This is a genomic window from Flavobacterium sp. S87F.05.LMB.W.Kidney.N, assembly GCF_004366435.1.
GTDB lineage: Bacteria > Bacteroidota > Bacteroidia > Flavobacteriales > Flavobacteriaceae > Flavobacterium.
On the sequence record NZ_SODX01000004.1, the window covers coordinates 86,070 to 110,155 of the forward strand.

The following is a 24,086-nucleotide window of genomic DNA, read 5'->3' on the forward strand; positions in this document are numbered from 1 at the left end:
TATTAGTTTAATGCCTATTAATTCGATAGGATATTATGATAATTTATTAAAAAAAAGATCTTTTAACTAAAGATACCCGACAGGAATGTAATGTTTGAAGTTTACTATTGATAAATTCGCAATATTATAAAAAAGCGATATATTTGCAGTCAAACACAAGGCACAACTAATGAATAGCAAAAATAGTACCATCACTCTAGAAACTTATTTTCAGGAATTTAGACAAAATATTGTCGGAATAAATCAAGAATTTACGTCACCTTATGGCAGAAAATCAATCATTTATACTGACTGGACTGCCAGCGGAAGATTGTATCGCCCTATCGAAGAAAAACTTTTAAATGAGTTTGGACCATTTGTGGCCAATACACATACAGAAACTACTGTCTCTGGTACTGCCATGACAAAAGCGTATCATCATGCAAGACATATTATTAAACGTCATGCGAATGCAAGTAATGATGATGTTTTAATCACAGATGGAACTGGAATGACAGGAGTTATCAATAAATTCCAGCGTATTTTAGGTTTGAAAATTCCAGAAAATTTGAAAAGTTTCACGAATATTCCAGAAGAAAAGAAACCTATTGTTTTTATTTCGCATATGGAACATCATTCTAATCAAACTTCTTGGCTGGAAACTATTGCTGATGTGGAAATTATTCCTTCTTGCGAAAAAGGACTTTTCAATTTAGAAAATCTAGAAGTTTTATTGCAAAAATATAATGATAGAACCATAAAAATTGCTTCAATTACAGCATGCTCAAATGTTACGGGATTAAGAACTCCTTTTCATGAAGCTGCAAAATTAATGCACCAATATAATGGTGTATGCTTTGTTGATTTTGCTTGTTCAGGACCGTATGTTGAAGTTGATATGCATCCAGCTGATCCAGAAGCTTATTTGGACGCTGTATTTATGTCTCCTCATAAATTTTTGGGCGGACCTGGAACTTCTGGTGTTTTAATTTTCAACAAAAAATTATACAAAAACATGATTCCAGATTGCCCTGGAGGAGGAACGGTAAGCTGGACGAATCCTTGGGGCGAACATCAATATATTGATAATATCGAAGATCGTGAAGATGGCGGAACACCTGGTTTTCTTCAAGTTATAAAAACTGCTCTTGCCATTGAGTTAAAAGAACAAATGGGAATTGAAAACATTATGCAGCGTGAACACGAAATTGTTGATTATGTTTTTAGTGAATTGGAACCAGTTTCAAATATTAAAATCTTAGCAGGACAACATAAAGAACGTCTTGGTGTCATTTCATTTTTTATTGATGATCTTCATTTTAATTTAGGAGTTAAACTTCTGAATGATCGTTTTGGAATTCAAACTAGAGGAGGTTGCAGTTGTGCTGGAACGTACGGTCACTATTTACTTCACGTTGACCAAGAAACTTCTAATAAATTGGTAAACGAAATTACAATTGGTGATTTGATCAAAAAGCCAGGATGGATTAGAATGTCTATTCACCCAACGACAACAGATGAGGAAATTGCTTATGTATGCCAAAGTATAAAAGAAATGGCCGCAAACCATAAAACTTGGGCTTTGGATTATTCTTATGATAAAAACAGAAATGAGTTTATTCATAAAAATGCAACTTCTTTTGAAGATGAATTGGTAGCAAGCTGGTTCAAATCATAAAGTTTAAAAAAGTTTATATAAAAGTAAACCCGACAAATTTTTAAAATTCGTCGGGTTTCTTGTTTCTTATGAAAATGATATTTGTGATTTAGCCCCGATAGAAGTGGAAATCCTTTTGTACTGCCCGAGGATTCGGGACCAGTACAAAAGATTGTAACGGATAGCGGGACTTCAGATCTTGAAAAAAACGAAAATTTCTGCTTCTGTATATAATTACATAATCAGCCTTACACCGCCAAGATCTGAAACGCGATATGAAAATTTATTTCCAGGTGAGCCAATAAACATGAAATTTTTGGGAATTTTCCATTTTTGAGAAAGTTCATCAATTATTTCTGGACCGAAAACTCCTTCTATTTCCAGATATTCAATATCAAGTCCGTCGTAAGCGCGGTCTAAAACTTCTAGATCTTTTTTTAAAGCTTCATTGTTTGTAGAGCCATTTTTAACGTGGACGATCTTCAGTTTTTTGGTTGTTTCATTGTCTTCCACATATTGCAAAACTTTATTGAGAATCGTGATGTCATCGCCTTTGGTGAAAAACACAAATTCCTGCGAATTGATTTGTGTGCTCAAATTTTGCAGATAGCGGTTACTCACAATAACCATTCTACGCAGCGGCTGATAAAAATATTCTAAAGCCTCGATTAGTAAACGAATTAAAATAACGCGATTGAGCATGATTCCTACAAAGATCAATGAAGGAATCATATATTGCAGAAATGTATAAAACGAATTGATATTGAGGCGCATATTTCCTAGAAAAGCAGCAATAACAAAAGTTACGGCGGCAAGTACTGCGATGCCTCGGGCACGTTCTGGTCTAGGAAGTTTTCTTCGTTTGTATTTTAAAAGTAAATTACCAATTCCGAATAAAGCCATTACCGCCAAGAACGAAAAAGTATAAACTCCGGCCAGAGATTCTAGATGTCCGCTAGTTGCAAAAAGTACTGAAATACAAAGAATTAAAAAGCTAATTACAATTCTGTAATGTGATCCTCTGCTATTTTGTTTCAAGAAATAATTGGGAAGAATTCTATCTAATGTCATTCGGTTTAAAAGTCCAGAAACTCCAACGAAAGAAGTTAAGACGGCTCCGCAGAGCACCATAACTGCATCGATAGAAATAAGCCAAGCCAGCCATGATCCGCCTGTTGTCTGTCCTAAATGTGCTAAAAGAGACTCTTTGTTTTCGCCGACTTCTGTTAACGGAATAACACTTATTAATAATATCGCAATAACGGGATTGAAGAAACTAACGATTGCCCACATATTTCTGAGTGTTTTTGGAAAAACACCATGTTCTTGTTCTTCAACAAAATTGGCAGAACTTTCGAAACCTGAAATTCCAAGCATGGCTGCCGAAAAACCTAGAAATAGCGCAGTTTTAATATTTTCATAAGCAATAGGAGTTTGCCAATTGATATGAAAAGTTTCTAATCCGTTTGTGAGAACAAACCAAATCGATGCAAGAACTAATAGAGTTAAAGTTCCAATATGGGTAAGAAAAATGATAACTGCCACAAATGCAGATTCTCCGATTCCTAAAATAGCTAATCCGGTAAATAAAATTAAAACGACAACGGTAGCAATCGTAACATTTAAGCCTTCAAAGATTCCGTGTAAGTAATGCATTCCTTCTGAAGCTGAAATTACAGCCGTTGCCATATAAGACAAAACGGTTAAAGTTGCAGCCAAAGATGCTAGTCTTTTGGTAGAAGTATTTAGCAGAACATTGTAAGCACCTCCATTTAATGGAATCGCCCCAACAACTTCTCCGTAAATTTTTCTGAAAAGAAATAATACAACGCCAACGATTAAAAGTGAAATCCAAGCGTATTGACCTGCATATAAAATGGTTAAAGCAGATACATAAAGACAAGAAGAACTAATATCGTTACCGCAGATTGCAGTTGCCTGTAATTGATTTAATTTTTTGTGTACGATTTCTTTCATCAGTATTTAAGATTAACACTTTTAGTAAAAAACAATGAGTAACAATAAATTATAATCAGGCAAGAAGACTGGTGTTGAATTCTAAATTAGGAAAACTATTTTGCTTCTTGAAATTTTTGTAATGATAATAGAGCCTGTTTTTGAACTTTTTTCTGAAAAAATCCTGTCCATCCTAATAAATATCCAGTTGGGCCAAAAGCTTGTTTGGACCATTTCCAGACATCAAAATTATCAGTATGTTTAATGATTAAGCCGTCTTGAAAGATAAATTCGGCATAAATTTTATTAATAACCTTTCTGTTTGTTTTACTAAAATTGTATGTAGCAGTCCAATTGGCAGAACCTGTTGCATCGTCAGCTTTAACGTTCGAAAATTCAATTTTTAAATTTCCTTTACTTTTTAAAAGTAACATTTCCCACATTTTTGAAACCTGATCTTCTTTTAATAAACCAAATGCCGGATCAATAAAATGTACCTTCGGATGGTAACATTCGCTCATGGTTTTGGCATCTGCATTTGCAAAAGCGGTATAGAATTTTGTAATTAAGGCTTCGTTTGCGTTCATAAGAAAATATTTAATGTTAAATATAAGATTTATTAGATTAAAAAATCATTATAGAACACTAATTTCTTTTGCTGTATCAAATGTTTTTTTGGATTTATCGAATGCTGTCGAAAAGTAGTTCATTTTATTATAAGCTGTAAAATAACCAGTTTGATTGCCAAAAGTTGTTGGACCGCCAGCAATTATAAACCTAACTGCATAAATATCATTCTTTTTAAGCTTAAGCCATTCAGCAGGCGTAAAGTAATAATAAGAAGTTGTCTTACCGTCTGTAGATTCTTTTACATTTTTGTCTGTACAGGCAATAACATCGGCATTGGCTAAATCTACATAAAGTCCACCGGCAATTCTAGCTTTGTCGTTTGCTGTTGCAACTGTGATTTTTAAAACACCGCCTTTATCTGTTTTTGCTATTTGAATATTTACTTGCCCGGTGTAAGCATATTTTTCACATATAAAAGTGTATTCTTGGGTTGCAGGAAAAGGAGCAGAGCCTTTTACACTTATACTTTGCTGTGCTGCGGCAAAAGTTGAAACAAATAATAATAAGAGAACCGGTAATTTAAAATTCATAATTTATATGTTTATTGATTGGTTAATTTGGCATCAAATTTTTCATCCCAATCCATTGATTTTATAGCTGAAACAAGATTTTCGTCGTTTACAAATACTCGTAATTCTTTATTTGCCACTTTTTTGCTGTACAAAGCATGGTAACGGTAAATGACTTCATCTTTGGTTTTGTAAACTCCGTCTAATTTTAAATCAATAAAGCTTCCGTAATATTGTCTAAATCTTTGGCAGGTTTTGGTTAAACGATCTTCCGTTGTATTTTCCATAACCGATTTAGTTACTTCAGTTTCATTAAAAGGTTTAAATTTTGAAGTGTTACAAGTTTCTAAAACTCTTTTTCCTAAATCATAGGCTTTTTGCTGCTGAGTGGTGTTTACTTCTGCTCCAGAAACTTTTTTAATTTTTAAATCTTCTGTATCTCTGCTTACTGTTCCTGTTTTAGATTTACATCCAATTAATAATAACAAACATATAATCAATCCTGCTTTCTTCATAACTATTTAAGTAATTTTTAATAATAAGTTAGGATCGGGACAATTTTCTATATAAAAGTTAAGGTCTTTTGTGTTGCAGACACCTGGATAATCTCCCCAGTAATCTTCAATATTATGAATGATTTGAAAATGGACATGCGGCGCATAATCACCATTTACTGAGGCATTTCCTAAAGTGGCAATCTTTTCACCCTTTTTAAAATAGTCTCCGATATTTAAGTTTTCTATACTTTCTAACGACAATTGTCCGTATAAAGTATAAAATTTTTGATTTTCTACTTCATGTTCTAATATTATAGTAGGCCCGTAATCACCCAAGCCAATATTGTTTTTAAAACTATGAACTTTACCGTTTAGAGCTGCAAGAACAACGGTTCCTGCTTCTGCCCACAAATCTAGGCCAATATGTATATTGCGTTCTGGTTTAGAATCATTCAAAAAAATTGAGCTTCGCTGGTATAAAAAACGTCCCTCAATATAACCTCCAAATGCAACTTTAGCGTTATTTTCTCGTAGATAATTTAAAATGTATTTTTCAAAATCTTCTGATGTATCAAGTTTTGCTTCGACTAATTCTTTATTGAAAACCGACAAATTCAATGGCGTATATTCTGAAATCTTGATTGATTCATCAATTACTTTAGTAGGTGGTAAGGCGTTTAAAATGGAGGCAAGGGGTTTCATAAAATTAAGCAACTTTTTTTATAATTATTAATTCATTGTGCACTTCAATGCGAGGCAGCATCTTGGTCATAAACAATTTTGGATTTACTTCTGAGATATATTTTCTGTTTCGAACATTGTGTGCTTCGTCAAGAATCATGGTATTAAACAAAACATAGCCGTCATCTTTTAAAAGAGTACAAATTCTATCTACAAAAAACTTCTCAAACAAAAAGTTCGGCATGTGAGTATCTTCAAAAATGTCTATAATTATAAGATCGTATTTGTCTTTGGTTTTTAAAACAAACTCAAAAGCATCATCAATTACGAGTTCCAATTGTTTAATTTGATTCAGGTTAAAATACTCATTTGCAACTTGAATCATATCTGGATCTATTTCAACTCCAGTAATTTTGTCTTTATATTCAATTTCGTCTACTAATGTTTTTACTACGCTTCCGCCGGCAACTCCTAATAGTAAAATGTGATCCATTTTTAGAATCGTATCATAACCAATATTTCGAAGTCCATATCGCAATATACGCTGCAGGCTTCCATAAGAATAATTAGTGTTTTCAGAATCTAGTACTAACTCTCCATTTGCCCAGGTAACTTCAATAATTTTACTTCTGGCAGATTTCTTTTTATAAATTTTTATGGGAATTAAGTAACTAAAAAATTTTCGAATCATTTTGAATGCTTTTACTCAAATTTAGTATTAAATCTTTTATTTTGCACCAAATATTAGATCTTTAATGAAAAAACTCTTGTACAAATTCATATTTTTTAGGCTAATGGGCTGGAAAATAGTGGGAATGGAAAATGCCGAAGTGAAAAAATGTGTATTAATGGTAATGCCGCATACCAGCAATCATGATTTTTATATAGGAATTTTTACTCGTGGTATATCTGGACTACAGATGAATTGGGTAGGAAAGAAGGAATTATTTAAATTTCCGTTTGGATATTATTTTAAAAATGTTGGAGGAGAACCCTTAGACCGCACCGGCGGATTAAATAAAGTAGATTCTATTGCTGCAATTTTTGACAGAAAAGACGTTTTTCGTTTGGCAGTTGCACCAGAAGGAACACGAAAAGGAGTAAACGAAATTAAAACCGGTTTTTATTATATTGCGCTTAAAGCTAATGTGCCAATTGTTCCAGTGGCTTTTAACTGGGGTAAAAAAGAAGTGAGTTTTGGAAAACCGTTTTTTCCAACTGGAAATTACGAAGCTGATTTTGAAATTTTGAAAAGACATTACAAAGGTGTTTTGGGTAAAATTCCCGAAAATGGCGTTCAATTCTAAATTCAACTAATTTTTACAAACGCGTGAGAATCGCGTAAATGAAAATTATTTGTACGAATGTTCAAATATGCGATAATTTTTGAATTACGGCGAATAGGTTTTAAAAGTTCCGTTTTTATAGAAAAAGACAATTTTTTCAATTTCATTATCTTCCGAGTTAAAATTTGGCATTTTTGATTCTGGTAAAACTTTTGTTTCTGTTTTCTCATTTTTACTAAATTTTATTTCTGAGAACAAATCTTGACTAGAATTTTCATTTGAAATAGGTGAGGGAGTTTTAGTTTCAGAAATTACTACGTCATCATTTTTTGGAAAATTTCCTCTTCCTATCAAAATCCAATATAAATCTACATCTGGAAAAACTTCTAAAATTTTCATCACAAAATCTAAACTTGGTTTGTTTCTGCCAGACAAAAGATGCGACATGCTAGATCTTTGTACACCAATCTTATCTGCAAATGCAGAGGCATTTAAACCATAATAATCTAATACAATCTCAAGCCTTTTTACGAAATCATCTATGTTTACCATTGTAAATTATTATTTTAAATTTGCATATTTACAAATGTAAACAAAAAGAATAACTATCACAATTTTAAAGTTGTAAATATTATATAAGTCATGAAATATCTTAACTTATTACATTATATAAAGCTTGTTATTTAATTAATAAACAGTTATTTAGGTTTAATTATTTAAAGTTGTGACATTTGTAAGCCAATTGTCTACAAGTGTGGATTAAATAACTCTGAAATATGTTTACATTTATAAATTTTCTTTCTTTTTAATAGTTTACAATTGTAAAAATAAAGATGTTTACTTTTGTAAACTAATCAAAACACAATGAATTTAGAAGCACTTTTTACCCAATACAAAGAAGAATCTATATCTGGAAGATATTTGACTTTAGATCATATTAAACCACTTTTGGATAAACTAAATACAAACAATCAAGTACAAATTATTGGAAAATCTGTTTTAGGAGAACCTATATATAGTTATCAAATTGGTACTGGACCAACCCGTGTTTATTTATGGTCGCAAATGCACGGAAACGAAAGCACCACAACAAAAGCTTTATTTGACTTCATTAATCTGCTGAATGATGAAACAGATTTTGCAAAGAGAATGCTCAATACTTTTACTTTTTACTGTATTCCTGTTTTGAATCCAGATGGTGCGAGATTGTATACACGTGCAAATGCTAATGATATTGACCTTAATCGTGATTCGCAAAATCTAACACAGCCAGAAAGCAATGTTCTGAGAGAAGTTTTCGAAAGCTTTAAACCTCATTATTGTTTTAACCTTCATGATCAGCGAACTATTTTTGGAGCTGGAACAACAGGAAAGCCGGCTACCGTTTCTTTTTTAGCACCATCCTATAATGAAGAGAGAGAAGTTAATGAAAATAGATTAAAAGCAATAAATATCATTGCAGGAATCAATAAAGAGCTTCAAAAATATATACCAGGGCAGGTAGGTCGCTTTGATGATTCCTTTAATATTAATTGTATTGGAGACACTTTTCAATTTTTAGGAGTTCCTACTATCTTATTTGAGGCAGGGCATTACCCAGGCGATTATGAGAGGGAAATTACTCGTAAATACATATTTTTCTCGTTAATTTTGAGCTTTAAATTAATTTCCGAAAACGATTTAGTTGATAATCGATTTGGTGAATATTTGAATATTTCACAAAATAATGTGGTTTTTTATGATTTTATGTATAAAAATGTCAAAATAAATTATGATGGTATCGAAATTATTACGAATTTTGTCGCACAATACAAAGAAGAATTAATCGAAAATAAGATTCATTTTAACTCTTACATAGTTGAAGTAGGTGAATTGGAAAATTATTTTGGACATTATGAATACGATGCAAAAGGGCAGGAATATTCGGATGATTTCACAAATTTTCCAAAAACGGGTCAGGAAGCAAATTTTTATTTAAATAAAAATGTTAAATTTGTTAACGGATTAATAAAAAGTTAATTTTTATGTGAATTTGTTGTTTTTTATATATAATTTTATACTTTGTAATAGCAATTAGTAATATTAATTAAACAATTATGAGTAAATTTCGTTTAGATGAAGTAGATCACCAGATTTTAGATATGTTAATAGACAATACGAGAGTTCCGTTTACTGACATTGCAAAAAAATTATTGATATCTGCTGGAACAGTACATGTTAGAGTAAAAAAGATGGAAGACGCAGGTATAATAATGGGTTCTTCTTTAGCCTTAGATTACGATAAATTAGGGTATTCATTTATTGCTTATGTAGGTGTATTTCTGAATAATACCTCTCAAACAAAATTTGTATTAGAGCGAATTAATCAAATTCCATTCGTTACTGTAGCTTCTGTAACAACTGGAAAATTTAATATTTTTTGCAAAATTAGAGCAAAAGATACTAAACACGCGAAAGAAGTTATCTTTATGATTGACGATATTGACGGTGTTTACAGAACAGAAACAATGATTTCACTAGAGGAAAGTATAAACGATAAGAAGCGTTTGATGCATACTATTTTCAAAAATATGTAAGAACTTTTCTTGAATGCTATATTAAAATATAACCTCAAGTTTATTCTTGGGGTTTTTTTATGACTAATTAACCAACCAACTATAACACGATTATGTATACGTTGCCAAAAATTGAACGTTTTAATCAAGACGTTCTCTCAAAATACCACATCTATAATAGTGTTTTTATAACATTACCATTTGATTCTATAGATAATACGGGAGTTTTACTTCCTTTATTTACAGAGACTTGCGAAACGGGTTTTAAAAAACAGGAAACACCAAAAGAAATTTTTGATTTTTTCTCTAGTAAATTTCTTAACAACGCTTCAGAAACTGAGAAAATCGATTTAATGTTTCGATTTATCCAATACATAGAGCGTCAAATTGTATTATTTGATGCTATTGAAGATGCAGCTTTTCCTGAGGTTAACAATATGGAGGGACGCGGATCTTTGCGTGATATTAAAGAAAAATCAGATGCAAAGGAAAAAGATGACGAACTAATTGAATTTTTAGAAAGCTTTAATGTTCGTACTGTTTTAACAGCGCATCCAACTCAATTTTATCCTGGACCAGTTTTAGGAATTATAAACGATTTGACAGAAGCAATTCGTCAAAACGACTTATTACAGATCAAACAATTATTAGCTCAATTAGGAAAAACACCATTTATTCAAAACGAAAAACCAAATCCGTATGATGAAGCGGTAAGTTTGATATGGTATTTAGAAAATGTGTTTTATGCCACAGCTGGTGAAATTGTACATTATCTACAAAAAAATATTAAAGAAGGCGAGCCAATTCATAACCAATTAATAAAACTTGGTTTCTGGCCAGGAGGTGACCGTGACGGAAATCCTTTTGTAACTACAGAGATTACGCTTAAAGTTGCAGATCGTTTACGTACTTCAATTTTAAAGTGTTATTATGTTGAAATGAGAAATTTAAAACGTAAGTTAACTTTCTCTGGTGTAGACACTTTAGTCGCAGAACTTGAACATAAGCTTTATCGTTCTGTTTTTTATTCTAAAGGTGAAATTTTTATCACTTTAGAAGAATTATTGACGCAGTTAAATACTATTAGAACTATAATTATTGAAAAACATCAGTCATTATATTTAGATGAATTAGAAGCGTTTTTAGTTAAAATCAATTTGTTTGGCTTCCATTTTGCAACTTTAGATATTCGTCAAAATAGTAAAATTCATAACGCAGTATTTAAAGATGTTGTGAATTATTACTTGAATTCTGGTTCTACTATTTTTCCAAATAATTATTTTGAATTAACAGAAGAGCAAAAAATTGATGTTTTATCTAAGATCAAAGGAAATTTAAATCCAAGTGATTTTGAAGATGAAATTACAAGATCTACTTTAGAATCTGTTCAGGCCATTAAAACTATTCAAGCTAATAATGGTGAAGAAGGTGCTAATCGTTACATTATTAGTAATAATGAAAGCGCATTGAATGTGATGGAAACTTTCGCAATGATTCGTTTGAACAATTGGGAAAATCCTACGGTTGATATTATTCCGCTTTTTGAATCTGTTGATGATTTGCAAAACGCACATTCAATAATGGAGCAGTTATATACAAATGCTGAATACTCTAAACATTTAAAATCTAGAGGAAATAAACAAACCATAATGCTTGGTTTCTCTGACGGAACGAAAGATGGCGGCTATTTAATGGCAAACTGGAGTATTTATCAAGCTAAAATTGCCTTGACTGAAATTTCTAGAAAATACGGTATTAAAGCTATTTTCTTTGATGGACGTGGCGGACCTCCAGCGCGTGGTGGTGGAAAGACACATAAGTTTTACGCTTCTTTAGGACCAAAAATTGAAAATAACGAAATTCAAATTACAGTTCAAGGTCAGACAATTAGCTCTAATTTCGGAACTCTTGATTCTTGCCGTTATAATATTGAGAATTTATTAAGTGCCGGCGTTACGAATCAGGTTTTCAGTAAAGGAAAAAATGAACTTACAGCAGATGAAACTGAAATTTTGACCCAGTTAGCTAATTTAGGTTATGATAAATATTTAAGTTTTAAGAATCATCCAAAGTTTATTCCTTATTTGGAAAAAATGAGTACGTTGAAATACTATTCTAAAACTAATATTGGAAGCCGCCCATCTAAAAGAAGTAAATCAGAATCGTTAGATTTTGCTGATCTAAGAGCAATTCCATTTGTTGGATCTTGGAGTCAATTGAAACAAAACGTTCCTGGATTTTTTGGAGTAGGTTCAGCTTTAAAACATTTTGAAGAGAGTGGGCAGTGGGATAAAGTGAGTGATTTGTATCATAATTCATTATTTTTCAAAACTTTACTTGAAAACAGTATGATGTCATTGGCAAAATCATTTTTACCATTAACAGCCTATATGAGAAAAGATCCTGAGTTTGGTGAATTCTGGCAGATTATCTATGATGAATTCTCAGAAACAAAAAGACTTTTATTGAAAATTGCTGATCATAAAACGTTAATGGAAAATTATCCTGACGGTATAGCTTCGATTCAAATAAGAGAGCGTATTGTATTGCCATTATTAACAATCCAACAGTATGCTTTGCTTAGAATCAATGAGTTAAATAAAGAAGAGTCGCCAAATGAAGAGTTGATTAAAGTTTACGAAAAAGTTGTAACTAGATCTCTTTTCGGGAACACTAATGCAAGTAGAAACTCAGCTTAAAACTGAGTTTCTAATATAATTTTAAAAAATGAAAGTAAGCGATATATTAGAAAATGAGTATGCAGGACATTTTGGTACTTATATTAAACAAGCCGGCGATGGAATATTGATAGAAGAGTTAGAAATTTCTCTTCACGAATTTATCAGGTTTGTTCAAAATATTCCGATGGATAAATTTGATTATCGTTATGCTCCAGGCAAATGGACTATTAAAGATATTATTCAGCATGTTATGGATACTGAGCGTATTTTTGCTTATCGTGCATTGCGATTTTCAAGAAATGATAAAACACCTCTTCCTAGTTTTGAAGAAGATGATTATGCAAATAACACCAATTCAAATAGTCGAAGCATACAAGATTTGTTAACAGAATTTTCAGCCCTAAGGCATTCAACTTTATTGTTTTACAAAAGCTTATCTGAAGAACAGCTTAAAAGAATTGGGATAGCTTCTGACAATCAAATTTCAGTTCGTGCTTTAGGTTTTGTAATGATTGGACATCAAAAACATCATCAAAAAGTTTTTGAAGAAAGATATTTGTAAACCTTCCAAAATAAAAAATCCTGTGAAATATTTCACAGGATTTTTTATTTATACGATTTGATTCTTCCTTTCTAAAAAAGCCAATCCAAAACGAATTTTATCATAAGACATTTTTTCTTCAAAATATTCGTAGTAAGGTCTCAATGCCTCAGGCTTTTCTAATTCAATCTGAGCTTTTTCAATTTTTAAGATTTCGTCTTCTGAAACGAATTGACTCAAATCTAAATCATTTCCATCAACATATAATTTAGCTAAATGCGAAATTATCGTAGTTTCACCTAAATTTCGTTGCCCGGCAATTTCTTCTACAGAAAGTCCTTTTTGAAATAGTTCTAATGTTTTGGCATAAGTGCTTTCTTTTTTATCTTTTTTGACAACAGATTTATTCTTGTAAAACTCAATGATTGCCTTAATAAATTCTGAACCATACTTTTCAAGTTTAGCTTTACCGACGCCTTCAACAGCAAGAAAATCTTCGTCTGTCATTGGTCTTAAAATTTCCATTTGTCTTAAAGAAGCATCACTAAAAATTACATATGCAGGAACTTCTTCTTCCTTTGCAATTTCATAGCGTAATTTTCGAAGTGTTTCAAAAAGAGAATTTTTAGCAACCTTCGTTTTTGTTTCTTTAATTTCAGATTTATCGATAACTTTTTTAACAACAGTTGTCAATTTTACTTTTTCGCCTTCAAACAAAACTTTCTTTGCAAAAGGAGTAAGGAGTATTTTATTGTGCTGATGAAAAGCAATTTCGCAATATCCTAAATTAATAAGCTGAATTAAATACTGATTCCAGTCGTACCAAGAAATGTCATCGCCAATTCCGTACGTTTTTAGCGTTTGATAATTTTTTTCGTAGATATACGCGTTTCTCGAGCCTCGTAAAAAATCTACAATCACTGCCAAAGGCTCAGATTCCTTTAAACGGGTAATTGCAGATAAAGCTTTTTGCGCTAAAACGGTTCCATCAAAGAAAGTTGGCGGATTTTTACAGATATCACAATTGCCACAATTTTCAGTTACCAATTCACCAAAATAAGAAAGGAGAATTTTTCTGCGACAGCTTACAGCATCAGCATATTGTTTCATACGATCTAATTTAGCCAACTGAATATCAGCGTTAAGTCCGTCTGAAGCAAATTTTTGAAGTTGAATTACATCTGCATAACTTTCGAATAAAACAGTTTCTGCCGGAAGACCATCACGGCCCGCACGCCCAATTTCCTGATAATAACCTTCAATATTTTTTGGAAGATTATAATGAATTACCCATCGAACATTTGATTTATCAATTCCCATCCCGAATGCAATAGTCGCACACACTACTTGACAATCGTCGTTTATAAACTGATCTTGTGTTTTGGCTCTTGTTTCATTATCCAAACCAGCATGATATGCTTTTGCCGTAATACCGCTTTTCTTTAATTTTTCTGCTAATTCTTCGGTGGTCTTGCGGCTTAAGCAATAGATAATTCCAGATTCGTTGGGTTTATTTTCAATGAAATCGATAATTTGTTTCACACGATCTAATGCTGGACGAACCTCTAAACTCAAATTTTTACGATCAAAAGAAGCTATAAAAGTTTTTGGTTTTACTAAATTTAACTGCTTTGTAATATCCGTACGAGTTGCTTTATCTGCTGTAGCAGTCAGTGCTAAAACTGGAGTAGAAGGGAAGCGGCTTTTTAAATATCCTAAATTTGTATAAGCTGGTCTAAAATCATGCCCCCAAGACGAAATACAATGTGCTTCATCTATAGCTATTAAGCTAATAGTGAGTTCATTGAAAGCAACCTCTAAATAGGAGAGACTTTCGGGAGCTATATAAACTAACTTAAAAGTATTCGATTTTAAATTGTCTATGTAATATTGCTGTTCTTGTGCAGATTGTGAACTGTTTATGTAACAAGCTGAAATTCCGTTTGTTTTCAAACTATCAACCTGATCTTTCATCAATGCAATTAGAGGAGAAATTACAATTGTAATTCCTGGTAAAATTAAGGCAGGAAGCTGAAAACATATTGATTTACCACCTCCTGTAGGCATAATGGCCAAAGCATCTTGTCCAGATAAAATGGTATTTATAATAGTTTCTTGATTGGGTCTGAATTTTTCAAAACCAAAATTCTCTTTTAATGCAGTATGTAATATTTCTGAAGTCATAGGGCGTATAATCTTTTAAATAAAAGATTAAAAATAAAAATAATCTTACAAAAATCAAAAATATAAATTTCGTCTAATCGTGTTAATTGTACTTATAAAAAAAAGGAACTCATATAGAGTTCCTCTTATTTATTTTAAAGAAATGAATTAATCTTCATCTTCTTCATCCTCTTCGTCATAATCAGTATCTGCTTTGTCATCATCATCTTCATCGTCGTCGTCCCCGCCGTCTACATCAGGTTTGTCTTGATTATCATCTTCATCGTCATCGTCAATATCATCATCAAGATCCATTCCTTTAACTGGAACGATTGTATCTACATCAACATCAATATCATCATCTTCATCGTAGTTTTCAATTCTATCAGCAAGTTTAGTACTAATTTTTACTAAATAAATGGTATCTTCTGTACGAACTTCTACAGCTTCAACCAATTCGTTTTTAGCATTTCTAAAACGGATTACATCCGAATCATCATAACCATCAGGAAATTTCTCAACCAAAAGGTTTAAAATTTCATTGGTAAGTTTAGCGTAGTCTACTATAACTCTTTTCATAAATTATTTTATAAATCTAATAAATATGCGAAAATTAACGGAGCAACAATTGTAGCATCCGATTCAATAATAAATTTAGGGGTTTTGATATCTAACTTACCCCAAGTGATTTTTTCATTTGGAACCGCTCCAGAATAAGAACCATAACTAGTTGTTGAATCTGAAATCTGGCAGAAATAGCTCCAGAATGGAACATCATGCATTTCCATATCTTGGTAAAGCATTGGCACCACACAGATAGGAAAGTCACCAGCAATACCACCACCAATTTGGAAGAATCCGATTCCGTTAGAGCTGTTTTTAGAATACCAATCTGCTAAGAAAGTCATGTATTCGATTCCAGATTTTATGGTAGATGCTTTCAAATCTCCTTTAATTACGTATGAAGCAAAGATGTTACCCATAGTACTATCTTCCCATCCTGGTACGATAATAGGTAAGTTTTTCTCTGCAGCTGCATACATCCAGCTATCTTTTAAATCAATTTCGTAATATTCTTCTAAAACGCCAGATAACAACATTTTATACATGAATTCATGCGGAAAATAACGTTCTCCTTTATCATCTGCATCTTTCCAAATTTTGTAAATGTGTTTTTGTAAACGACGGAAAGCTTCATGCTCAGGAATACAAGTGTCTGTAACACGATTTAATCCTCTTTCTAGCAAAGCCCATTCGTCTTCTGGTGTAAGATCACGGTAATTTGGTACTCTTTCATAATGAGAATGAGCAACTAAATTCATGATATCTTCTTCTAGATTTGCACCGGTACATGAAATGATATGTACTTTGTCTTGTCTGATTACTTCTGCAAAAATTTTACCAATTTCTGCTGTACTCATTGCGCCAGCCATACTCACAAGCATCTTTGCACCATCTGCTAATTGCTGCTCGTATGCTTTTGCAGCATCTACTAATGAAGCAGAATTAAAATGCAAATAATGTTTTTCAATAAACTGACTGATTGGTCCTTTCATTTTTTTTTGTTTTTTTTTGAATTAAAAAGTTTAACCTTTTTGGATGTTAATGCAAATTAAGAATTTTCTAAATACTAATCTTACTTAATTTGACGTTTTTTATAACTTTTTTTTGTAGCCTAAAATCTTCAATACATCGTCTGAAGTCTGTTGTTCTGAAAAAACTTCTGTTGCCAGAATACCGTTTTCATCACGATCTATCAAAATATGTTTCGGCTGCGGAATCAAACAGTGGTGAAGACCACCATATCCTCCAATTGTTTCTTGATAAGCGCCAGTATTAAAGAAACCAATATATAATGGTTTTTCTTTATTGTACTTAGGAAGATAAATTGCGTTCATGTTTTGCTCAGAATTGTAATAGTCGTCACTATCACAAGTCAGACCCCCTAACAGAACCCGCTCGTAAGTATCATTCCAGCGATTTACCGCCAGCATGATAAAACGTTTGTTTATAGCCCAAGTATCTGGTAAAGTGGTAATGAAAGATGAGTCGATCATATTCCATTTTTCTCTATCATTTTGTTGTTTTTGATACAAAATCTGATAGATTGCACCACCGCTTTCGCCTACAGTAAATGATCCAAATTCCGTAAAAATATTTGGAACATCAACTTCAGCTTCATCACAAGCAATTTTAATTTGATTGATAATTTCATCAATCATATATTGATAATCATATTCAAAAGCAAGCGAATTCTTAATTGGGAAACCACCGCCGATGTTTAATCCATCTAGAGTAGGGCATTCCTTTTTAAGAGCAATGTATACTTTAATACATTTTACAAGCTCATTCCAATAATATGATGTATCGTTAATTCCAGTATTGATAAAAAAGTGAAGCATTTTAAGCTCTAATTTATCATTCTCCTGAATTTGTTTTTTATAAAAAGAAACTATGTTTTTGTAACCAATTCCTAGTCTTGAAGTATAAAACTCGAACTTAGGTTCTTCCTCAGCAGCAATACGAATTCCAATTTTGAATTTCCCTTTAATTTCTGCCTGAAGCAAATCTAATTCCTCATAATTATCAATAATCGGAATAGTATTTTTATGTCCGTTATTAATTAATCTAGCAATGTTAGAAATATATTCGTCTCTCTTAAAACCATTACAAATTACATAAGTACTTTTGTTGATTTTTCCGTTTTCTAATAAATTTTCAACAATATTAACATCAAATGCTGATGATGTTTCAATGTGAATGTTATTCTTAAAAGCTTCATTCATAATATATTCAAAATGAGAGCTTTTCGTGCAATAACAATAGTAATATTTTGCTTCGTACTTATTTTTTTCCATTGATTTTCTGAACCAGGCTTTTGCCTTATTGATGTTTTCAGAAATCTGAGGCAGGTAAGTAAACTTTAATGGCGTGCCGTATTGTTCAACCAATTTCATCAAATCGATATTGTGAAATAAAAGGTTGTCTTTGTTTAGTTTAAATTCCTCTTGTGGAAAATAGTATGTTTGATTTATTAGATCAGAATATTTTGTATTCATTTATATGTCAATATTTTAGAGAGTGAAATTTTGTTTTTAATTTAGATGTTTTTAGAACTAAATCTTAAATTCAAACTCTAATATTGGCAAATATAATAGGCAGTTTTTCGTGCTCGGCTTTTGAACATTGGAAAACATCAAAACAAAGCGGGCTTTTACTATTATAAAAACGGTTCAACATTCTAAGTAAAGAACTGTTGAGACGGTTTCTATAAGAACTGAATTGTCTTTGTTTACTGTTTGTTTTCATCGTGGCAAATGTAAAAAATAATATATACCTAACGCAATGCTTTTGATTAAAAAAAGTTTAAGATTTATAATCTTGAAACGCGTCTAGAATTAATTTATTTTCAACGGATTGGTTAATTTTTATTTTTCCTATTCCTTCAATCAATGCAAATTGAATTGCGCCGTATTCATTTTTTTTGTCATGAATCAGTAATTCTAAGATCGGATCAATGTCATTTTCTTCAAAAATTACATCATCATAAATGCCTTTAATTACCGTTTTGATTTCTCTGTATTCTTCTTTTGAAATTAAATTTTTATGCAGTGAGATATAACTTTCCAAGATCATTCCAACAGCTATAGCTTCTCCATGAAGTAAAGTAGTTTTAGTATCACTTTCTAGAAAATAGCTTTCTATTGCGTGTCCTAAAGTATGTCCAAAATTTAAGGCTTTACGAATGTTTTTCTCTGTCGGATCCTGAATTACGATTTCATTTTTGATTTCTACTGAACGATAAATTAATTCGTCCAAATCATCAAAAATAATAGATTTTAAGTCTGAGAACTGTCTCCAATAAGGTGCATCGAAAATCAAGCCGTGTTTAAGCATTTCAGCCAAACCAGAACGCATTTCACTTTGCGGTAAAGTTTCAAGATATTGTGTATCTATTAAAACCATCTGCGGTACATTAATTACACCGATTTGGTTTTTAAGATTTCCTAAGTCAACACCTGTTTTTCCTCCAACAGAAGCATCAACCATAGATAATAAAGTAGTAGGGATATTTATAAAATCTAAACCTCTTTTGAAAGTAGACGCAACAAAGCCGCCTAAATCTGTTACAACACCACCTCCTAGATTAATTACAAGTGATTTTCTATCACCTCCAAGTTCGGTTAAAATATTCCAGATTTCAATACAAGTTTCTATATTTTTATTGGCTTCACCCGCTTCAAATTCGATTATTTCGATTGTTAAATCTGTTTCAAGAAGTGGAATAAATTTATGCAGACAATGTTCATTGGTTTGATCATCAACAATTATAAATATATTAGAGTATTTATTTTCTCGTAAATGTTTATTTAAAGCTTCGTACGCATTTTGGTTAAAATGCACGAAATAATTATTGGCTTGAATAGATTGCATAATTCTTTAGTTAATTGAAACCGCAAAATAAGGCATTTTTAAGGAAATAATATTCAAACTTTACTGCTAATTTGTTTTAAAACGAATCATTCTAATTAATGGAGAGAGACATATATTTTCTTTTTGATAGAAAGCAGCACGCCACATTAAAATTTTACTTTCTATTTCATCCTATTATAATGATCTCATTAACAATTTGAAAAAATATGATTGCATTTAGTAAATAATATTCAAAACACTCTATATCTTTGCACAAAAACTAAACTTAATGGAAAAAATATTCGATAACACTCAAGTTGCTTTTTCACTTAAAAGTGATACCGAACTTGATAGGGCTTATTTTCTTTTTAAAATGATTGACAGCGAGCCTTTGGTACGTATAGGAACAGCTGTTACCAATTTTGCAATCAAAGCACATCTTCCTGTTGAAGGACTGATTCGTGCAACTGTTTTTGATCATTTTTGTGGTGGTGTAAACGAAAATGACTGCTTAACTGTAGTTGATAAAATGTTTACCAAAGGTGTTTCTTCTGTACTAGATTATTCAGTTGAAGGAAAAGAAGAAGAAGAGCAGTTTGATGCAGCTTTGGAAATGACCTTAAAAACTATTGAATTTGCAAAAGAACGTTTAGCGATTCCGTTTGCAGTATTTAAACCAACTGGTTTAGGACGTTTTGAATTGTATGAGAAATTAGGCGAAAAACAAACTTTAACTCCAACAGAACAAGAGGAGTGGAACAGAGTAGTTTCTCGTTTTGACCAAGTTTGCAGTGAAGCTCATAAAAAAGATGTCGCGCTATTGATTGATGGCGAAGAAAGCTGGATGCAGGATGCTGCAGATGATTTAGTTACAGATATGATGCGTAAATACAATAAAGAAAAAGCTATTGTATTTAACACTTTACAAATGTACCGTTGGGATCGTTTGGATTACTTGAAAAAACTTCATGATATTGCTAAGGTTGAAGGTTTCTATATTGGAATGAAATTAGTTCGCGGCGCTTACATGGAAAAAGAAAACAAACGTGCTGAAGAAAAAGGGTATGTTTCGCCAATTTGCGTTTCTAAACAAGCTACAGATGATAATTATGATGCTGCTGTAAATTACATGTTAGATCATCTGGATACTATGGCTATTTTTGCAGGAACACATAATGAATTGAGTTCATACAAGTTAATGGAAATGATGGCTCAAAAAGGAATTGCAAAAAATGATAATAGAATCTGGTTTGGACAATTATACGGAATGAGCGATAACATTAGCTACAACTTAGCTGAAAACGGTTATAATGTAGCAAAATATCTGCCTTTTGGTCCCGTGAAAGATGTTATGCCATACTTAATTCGTCGTGCAGAAGAAAATACTTCTGTTGCTGGGCAAACGAGCCGTGAATTATCTATGATTAAAGCAGAACGTAAACGTAGAAAAGGGAAATAATTTTCAGTTTTCAGTCTCGGTTTACAGTTTACATATTAAAAAGGTTCCAACTAAAATTGGAACCTTTTTAATTCGTATTAAACCCGACAGGTTTTAAAAACCTGTCGGGTTTGCTGGAGATGTATGATTTTAGATTTTAACAAAAAAGTCCATTTGCTTTGCAATGGACTTTTTTGTATTGGAATTTGGAATTTTAAAAAATTGAAATTTTACTTAAGAATTACTAAACTGTAAATTACTTAAGTTCTTATATATTCCGTTTTCTAAGTTTATCAATTCTTGGTGAGTTCCTTCTTCGGAAATTTTTCCGTTATCTAAAACTAGAATTTTATCTGCGTTTCTAATAGTCGAAAGGCGATGTGCAATAATAATACTTGTTCTTCCTTCCATTAAAACTTCTAAAGCTTCCTGAACTAGTTTTTCGCTTTCGCTGTCTAGAGATGACGTAGCTTCGTCTAATATTAAAATACTCGGGTTTTTAAGCAGTGCTCTCGCAATTGCAATACGCTGACGTTGTCCGCCGGATAATTTAACACCGCGTTCTCCAACTAATGTTTCAAATTTTTCTGGGAAACCTTCTACAAAATTGAATGCATTTGCTTGTTTCGCAGCTTGAATAATTTCTTCATCTGTAGCGTCTGGTTTTCCGTAAGCAATATTCTCTCTAATTGTTCCTCCAAAAAGAATAACATCTTGCGGAACAATACTCATATTACCACGAAGATCTTCCAAATCATAATCATAGATGTTTTTTCCATCAACAGTAATTTCCCCAGAAGTAATATCATAAAATCGTAAAAGAAGCGAAGAAATAGTCGATTTCCCAGCACCGCTTGGCCCTACAATTGCAATTTTCTGACCAAATTCAGCTTTAAAATTTACATTTTTCAACACTTGGATTTCCTGACGTGTCGGGTAACTAAAAGCTACGTTGTTGAATGTTACATCTCCCTTTATTTTTTCTTTGTTTTTGTTAGAATCAGAATTGATTTTTTCTGGATTTTCGTCTAATAATTCGAAAACTCTTTCCGTTGCGCCAATTGCTTTTTGAATCTGTGCATATAATTCAGCGATTCCACCAAATGAAGCTCCCACAAAAGTAGAATATAAAACAAATGATATTAATTGTCCTACGCTCATTTCTCCCGCTATACTCAAACGAACGCCAAACCAAACTACAGCTACGATAGCACCAAATAAGCAAAATATTATAAATGAAGCAAAATAACCGCGGTATTTACCACCTTTAATGGCCAATTTTATAACATCACTGATTTTACCTTTATATCGTGCAATTTCATACCATTCGTTTGCAAAAGCCTTCACAATGCTGATTCCCTGCATTGTTTCTTCAACAATTACCTGACTTTCAGCAACCTGATCTTGTACTTTTTTAGAATATTTTCTAATAAACCTTCCAAAAACTACTGCAGCAATTGCAACTAATGGAACAACTGACAGCATTAATAAGGTTAATTTTAAACTTTCGGTTGCCAGTAAAATTACACCTCCAATAATCAATATAAACTGACGTAAAAATTCTGCTATAGTCGTAGTTAAAGTATCTTGAATCTGAGTAATATCGGCGCTGATACGGCTGTTTAATTCTCCAACTCTTTTTTGAGAAAAGAAAGTCATGGGCAGTTTTACCAAATTTGTATATAAAGCCAAACGCAGGTTTGCTAATGTATTTTCAGTAAAATTGACAAATAATGATAATCTAAAGAATGAGAAAAATGATTGTAAAAACAAGATTGCAATTAAGCCTAAAGCAATATTGTTTGCTTCGTCATTGTCCTTATTTTTTACGCAGTCTACCAGCATTCCCATTAATTTAGGAAAGGCTAGGGCAGTAGCTCCTGTTAAAAGCAGAAAAATCAATCCGATGAAAAATTTCCATTTGTGATTTCCTGCGTATGTAAATATTGTTTTTGCTTTGGTAAGTGAAGTAGCAGTTATTTTTGATTTAGGTAAATCATTTTCTTTAAATCGTGCCATTAGAATATACTATTTTTAGGTATGCAAATGTATGACTATAGCAAATGAATACAAAGCAATATTAAGAATTACAGATCCAGATTTCGTTTTTTAACTTAATTATAAGAAAATAGAAAAATTTCTTTGTTTTTTAAGGAGCTGAAAAATAGATTGCTAAAGAAAAAGATGAGAAATAATTTCATTTTTTTTCTAATTATGCTTGCAAATACAAAATCTAGCTGTATATTTGCACTCGCAATCACAAACGATAGCAGCCTAGTAAAATAGGGCGATTAGCTCAGCTGGTTCAGAGCACCTCGTTTACACCGAGGGGGTCGGGGGTTCGAACCCCTCATCGCCCACACAAAGACAAACAACGCCATTGAATTCCAATGGCGTTGCTTTTTTTAATACACTTCTCAAATTACTTATTTTAATTTTTTATTGTCTCAAAATAAATCTCAATTTATTAAAAACCAATCGCAGTATTATGATTTTGTTGTACTATTGTAAAAACTTGTGCTTAATTACATAGCGGATACACATGCAGAATGAAGCAAATACGCGATATAAAGTTTGGGCATATATAAATTTAGTAGTAATTCCATACTATTTACAGATAAAAAAACAAGCGATGAAAAAATATTTAATATTCTTTACACTATTTATTTTAATATCCTGTGGTCATAAACTCGATTCAGAAGTTGAAAAAGAAGTTTCATATATTAGTAAATACGAAACTTGTATTTTGGCTGATTTCGTTTTTCAAACACCAAGTTACCTTAATTTGATGACTGTTGCTTCAAATGATGATTTGATTTACTTAACGAATGATGAAAATCCAGTTGTTAGATATTTTGCGTTTATTGGTTTAATGGAAAGAAATTATCCCAAGATTAATCAAATATATGAATCTCATAAAAATGATACTGAAGTCATTTCAACATCAAACGGAGCATGTTTGAAAAATTCAGTTTCAGTAAATTCACTAATGAAAGATGCCATTTCTAAAGAGTCAATTTATACTTTATACTTCTCAAAAAATAAATACTATAGAAAAAAAAGAACACTAAAATCAGCCACTAACAGCCACTCATAAGCG

Annotated in this window: 21 protein-coding genes and 1 tRNA gene; 9 read left to right on the top strand and 13 right to left on the bottom strand. The window is 31.8% G+C overall.

From position 1 onward, the window contains the following. Positions 1-169 precede the first annotated feature (169 nt). Positions 170-1,657, top strand: coding sequence for an aminotransferase class V-fold PLP-dependent enzyme (locus tag EDB96_RS12925; protein WP_134141225.1), 1,488 nt, complete (start codon positions 170-172; stop codon positions 1,655-1,657). A 213-nt stretch (positions 1,658-1,870) separates the two neighbouring features. Here the strand turns inward: EDB96_RS12925 and EDB96_RS12930 are convergent, their stop codons facing one another. From EDB96_RS12930 to EDB96_RS12955, 6 genes are all read right to left on the bottom strand, one after another. Beyond that, complete coding sequence (locus EDB96_RS12930; RefSeq protein ID WP_057117923.1) at positions 1,871-3,613, bottom strand: APC family permease; 1,743 nt, start codon at positions 3,611-3,613, stop codon at positions 1,871-1,873. Between the two features lie 95 nt (positions 3,614-3,708). Further along, positions 3,709-4,179, bottom strand: coding sequence for a nuclear transport factor 2 family protein (locus EDB96_RS12935; protein ID WP_134141227.1), 471 nt, complete (start codon positions 4,177-4,179; stop codon positions 3,709-3,711). 48 nt (positions 4,180-4,227) lie between these two features. Beyond that, entirely contained in the window at positions 4,228-4,752 is a 525-nt protein-coding gene (locus tag EDB96_RS12940) for a hypothetical protein (protein WP_134141229.1), read from the bottom strand. 11 nt (positions 4,753-4,763) lie between these two features. Continuing rightward, entirely contained in the window at positions 4,764-5,246 is a 483-nt protein-coding gene (locus EDB96_RS12945; protein ID WP_134141231.1) for a hypothetical protein, read from the bottom strand. 6 nt (positions 5,247-5,252) lie between these two features. Then, positions 5,253-5,930 (bottom strand): peptidoglycan DD-metalloendopeptidase family protein, encoded by a 678-nt coding sequence (locus tag EDB96_RS12950; RefSeq protein ID WP_134141233.1) that lies wholly within the window; start codon positions 5,928-5,930, stop codon positions 5,253-5,255. 4 nt (positions 5,931-5,934) lie between these two features. After that, complete coding sequence (locus EDB96_RS12955) at positions 5,935-6,600, bottom strand: spermidine synthase (RefSeq protein WP_134141236.1); 666 nt, start codon at positions 6,598-6,600, stop codon at positions 5,935-5,937. 64 nt (positions 6,601-6,664) lie between these two features. Here EDB96_RS12955 and EDB96_RS12960 point away from each other — a divergent pair, with 64 nt between their 5' ends. Further along, positions 6,665-7,216, top strand: coding sequence for a 1-acyl-sn-glycerol-3-phosphate acyltransferase (locus tag EDB96_RS12960; RefSeq protein ID WP_134141238.1), 552 nt, complete (start codon positions 6,665-6,667; stop codon positions 7,214-7,216). A gap of 84 nt (positions 7,217-7,300) precedes the next feature. On the opposite strand, the gene EDB96_RS12965 is transcribed toward EDB96_RS12960, so the two are convergent. Beyond that, positions 7,301-7,747: a helix-turn-helix domain-containing protein gene (locus EDB96_RS12965; protein ID WP_134141240.1), complete on the bottom strand. Its 447-nt coding sequence runs from the start codon at positions 7,745-7,747 to the stop codon at positions 7,301-7,303. Between the two features lie 312 nt (positions 7,748-8,059). On the opposite strand from EDB96_RS12965, the gene EDB96_RS12970 reads away from it, so the two are divergent. The 4 genes from EDB96_RS12970 (at position 8,060) to EDB96_RS12985 (ending at position 12,993) form a co-directional block, all read left to right on the top strand. Continuing rightward, the gene (locus EDB96_RS12970) at positions 8,060-9,214 is read left to right on the top strand and encodes a M14 metallopeptidase family protein (protein WP_134141241.1); all 1,155 of its coding nucleotides are present in this window, start codon (positions 8,060-8,062) and stop codon (positions 9,212-9,214) included. A 77-nt stretch (positions 9,215-9,291) separates the two neighbouring features. Then, a complete protein-coding gene (locus tag EDB96_RS12975; protein ID WP_008468989.1) occupies positions 9,292-9,771 on the top strand; it encodes an Lrp/AsnC family transcriptional regulator in 480 nt (159 codons plus the stop codon). A 92-nt stretch (positions 9,772-9,863) separates the two neighbouring features. Beyond that, on the top strand, positions 9,864-12,449 hold the full coding sequence (locus EDB96_RS12980; protein WP_134141243.1) for a phosphoenolpyruvate carboxylase: 2,586 nt from the start codon (positions 9,864-9,866) through the stop codon (positions 12,447-12,449). A 28-nt stretch (positions 12,450-12,477) separates the two neighbouring features. Continuing rightward, on the top strand, positions 12,478-12,993 hold the full coding sequence (locus tag EDB96_RS12985; protein WP_134141245.1) for a DinB family protein: 516 nt from the start codon (positions 12,478-12,480) through the stop codon (positions 12,991-12,993). A 48-nt stretch (positions 12,994-13,041) separates the two neighbouring features. On the opposite strand, the gene recQ is transcribed toward EDB96_RS12985, so the two are convergent. From recQ to aroB, 5 genes are all read right to left on the bottom strand, one after another. Next, entirely contained in the window at positions 13,042-15,156 is a 2,115-nt protein-coding gene (gene recQ, locus EDB96_RS12990; RefSeq protein WP_134141246.1) for a DNA helicase RecQ, read from the bottom strand. 147 nt (positions 15,157-15,303) lie between these two features. After that, positions 15,304-15,714 carry a DNA primase gene (locus tag EDB96_RS12995; RefSeq protein ID WP_134141247.1) on the bottom strand — a complete coding sequence of 137 codons (411 nt, stop codon included), beginning with the start codon at positions 15,712-15,714 and terminating at the stop codon, positions 15,304-15,306. A gap of 8 nt (positions 15,715-15,722) precedes the next feature. Then, positions 15,723-16,691 (bottom strand): deoxyhypusine synthase family protein, encoded by a 969-nt coding sequence (locus tag EDB96_RS13000; RefSeq protein ID WP_134141249.1) that lies wholly within the window; start codon positions 16,689-16,691, stop codon positions 15,723-15,725. 99 nt (positions 16,692-16,790) lie between these two features. Then, complete coding sequence (locus EDB96_RS13005) at positions 16,791-18,194, bottom strand: arginine decarboxylase (RefSeq protein ID WP_057117937.1); 1,404 nt, start codon at positions 18,192-18,194, stop codon at positions 16,791-16,793. 307 nt (positions 18,195-18,501) lie between these two features. Next, positions 18,502-19,569, bottom strand: a complete 1,068-nt coding sequence (aroB, locus tag EDB96_RS13010) for a 3-dehydroquinate synthase (RefSeq protein ID WP_134141250.1) — start codon at positions 19,567-19,569, stop codon at positions 18,502-18,504. A gap of 268 nt (positions 19,570-19,837) precedes the next feature. Between aroB and EDB96_RS13015 the strand changes: the two genes are divergently transcribed. Further along, a complete protein-coding gene (locus EDB96_RS13015) occupies positions 19,838-21,007 on the top strand; it encodes a proline dehydrogenase family protein (RefSeq protein WP_134141252.1) in 1,170 nt (389 codons plus the stop codon). A 213-nt stretch (positions 21,008-21,220) separates the two neighbouring features. Here EDB96_RS13015 and EDB96_RS13020 read toward each other — a convergent pair whose 3' ends face one another. Then, complete coding sequence (locus EDB96_RS13020; RefSeq protein WP_134141253.1) at positions 21,221-23,005, bottom strand: ABC transporter ATP-binding protein; 1,785 nt, start codon at positions 23,003-23,005, stop codon at positions 21,221-21,223. 266 nt (positions 23,006-23,271) lie between these two features. Between EDB96_RS13020 and EDB96_RS13025 the strand changes: the two genes are divergently transcribed. After that, a tRNA-Val gene (locus EDB96_RS13025) sits at positions 23,272-23,346 on the top strand. Positions 23,347-23,528: 182 nt separating this feature from the next. Continuing rightward, positions 23,529-24,083, top strand: a complete 555-nt coding sequence (locus EDB96_RS13030) for a hypothetical protein (protein WP_134141254.1) — start codon at positions 23,529-23,531, stop codon at positions 24,081-24,083. The last annotated feature ends 3 nt before the right edge of the window (positions 24,084-24,086 follow it).

Coding starts and splice junctions, on each gene's coding strand:
- EDB96_RS12925 (WP_134141225.1), top strand. CDS start 170: ATGAATAGCAAAAATAGTACCATCACTCTAGAAACTTATTTTCAGGAA.
- EDB96_RS12980 (WP_134141243.1), top strand. CDS start 9,864: ATGTATACGTTGCCAAAAATTGAACGTTTTAATCAAGACGTTCTCTCA.
- EDB96_RS13020 (WP_134141253.1), bottom strand. CDS start 23,005: ATGGCACGATTTAAAGAAAATGATTTACCTAAATCAAAAATAACTGCT.
- EDB96_RS12930 (WP_057117923.1), bottom strand. CDS start 3,613: ATGAAAGAAATCGTACACAAAAAATTAAATCAATTACAGGCAACTGCA.
- EDB96_RS12950 (WP_134141233.1), bottom strand. CDS start 5,930: ATGAAACCCCTTGCCTCCATTTTAAACGCCTTACCACCTACTAAAGTA.
- EDB96_RS12985 (WP_134141245.1), top strand. CDS start 12,478: ATGAAAGTAAGCGATATATTAGAAAATGAGTATGCAGGACATTTTGGT.
- EDB96_RS13000 (WP_134141249.1), bottom strand. CDS start 16,691: ATGAAAGGACCAATCAGTCAGTTTATTGAAAAACATTATTTGCATTTT.
- EDB96_RS12960 (WP_134141238.1), top strand. CDS start 6,665: ATGAAAAAACTCTTGTACAAATTCATATTTTTTAGGCTAATGGGCTGG.
- EDB96_RS12955 (WP_134141236.1), bottom strand. CDS start 6,600: ATGATTCGAAAATTTTTTAGTTACTTAATTCCCATAAAAATTTATAAA.
- EDB96_RS13015 (WP_134141252.1), top strand. CDS start 19,838: ATGGAAAAAATATTCGATAACACTCAAGTTGCTTTTTCACTTAAAAGT.
- EDB96_RS12975 (WP_008468989.1), top strand. CDS start 9,292: ATGAGTAAATTTCGTTTAGATGAAGTAGATCACCAGATTTTAGATATG.
- EDB96_RS12940 (WP_134141229.1), bottom strand. CDS start 4,752: ATGAATTTTAAATTACCGGTTCTCTTATTATTATTTGTTTCAACTTTT.
- EDB96_RS12970 (WP_134141241.1), top strand. CDS start 8,060: ATGAATTTAGAAGCACTTTTTACCCAATACAAAGAAGAATCTATATCT.
- EDB96_RS12965 (WP_134141240.1), bottom strand. CDS start 7,747: ATGGTAAACATAGATGATTTCGTAAAAAGGCTTGAGATTGTATTAGAT.
- EDB96_RS12995 (WP_134141247.1), bottom strand. CDS start 15,714: ATGAAAAGAGTTATAGTAGACTACGCTAAACTTACCAATGAAATTTTA.
- EDB96_RS13005 (WP_057117937.1), bottom strand. CDS start 18,194: ATGAATACAAAATATTCTGATCTAATAAATCAAACATACTATTTTCCA.
- EDB96_RS12945 (WP_134141231.1), bottom strand. CDS start 5,246: ATGAAGAAAGCAGGATTGATTATATGTTTGTTATTATTAATTGGATGT.
- recQ (WP_134141246.1), bottom strand. CDS start 15,156: ATGACTTCAGAAATATTACATACTGCATTAAAAGAGAATTTTGGTTTT.
- EDB96_RS13030 (WP_134141254.1), top strand. CDS start 23,529: ATGCAGAATGAAGCAAATACGCGATATAAAGTTTGGGCATATATAAAT.
- aroB (WP_134141250.1), bottom strand. CDS start 19,569: ATGCAATCTATTCAAGCCAATAATTATTTCGTGCATTTTAACCAAAAT.
- EDB96_RS12935 (WP_134141227.1), bottom strand. CDS start 4,179: ATGAACGCAAACGAAGCCTTAATTACAAAATTCTATACCGCTTTTGCA.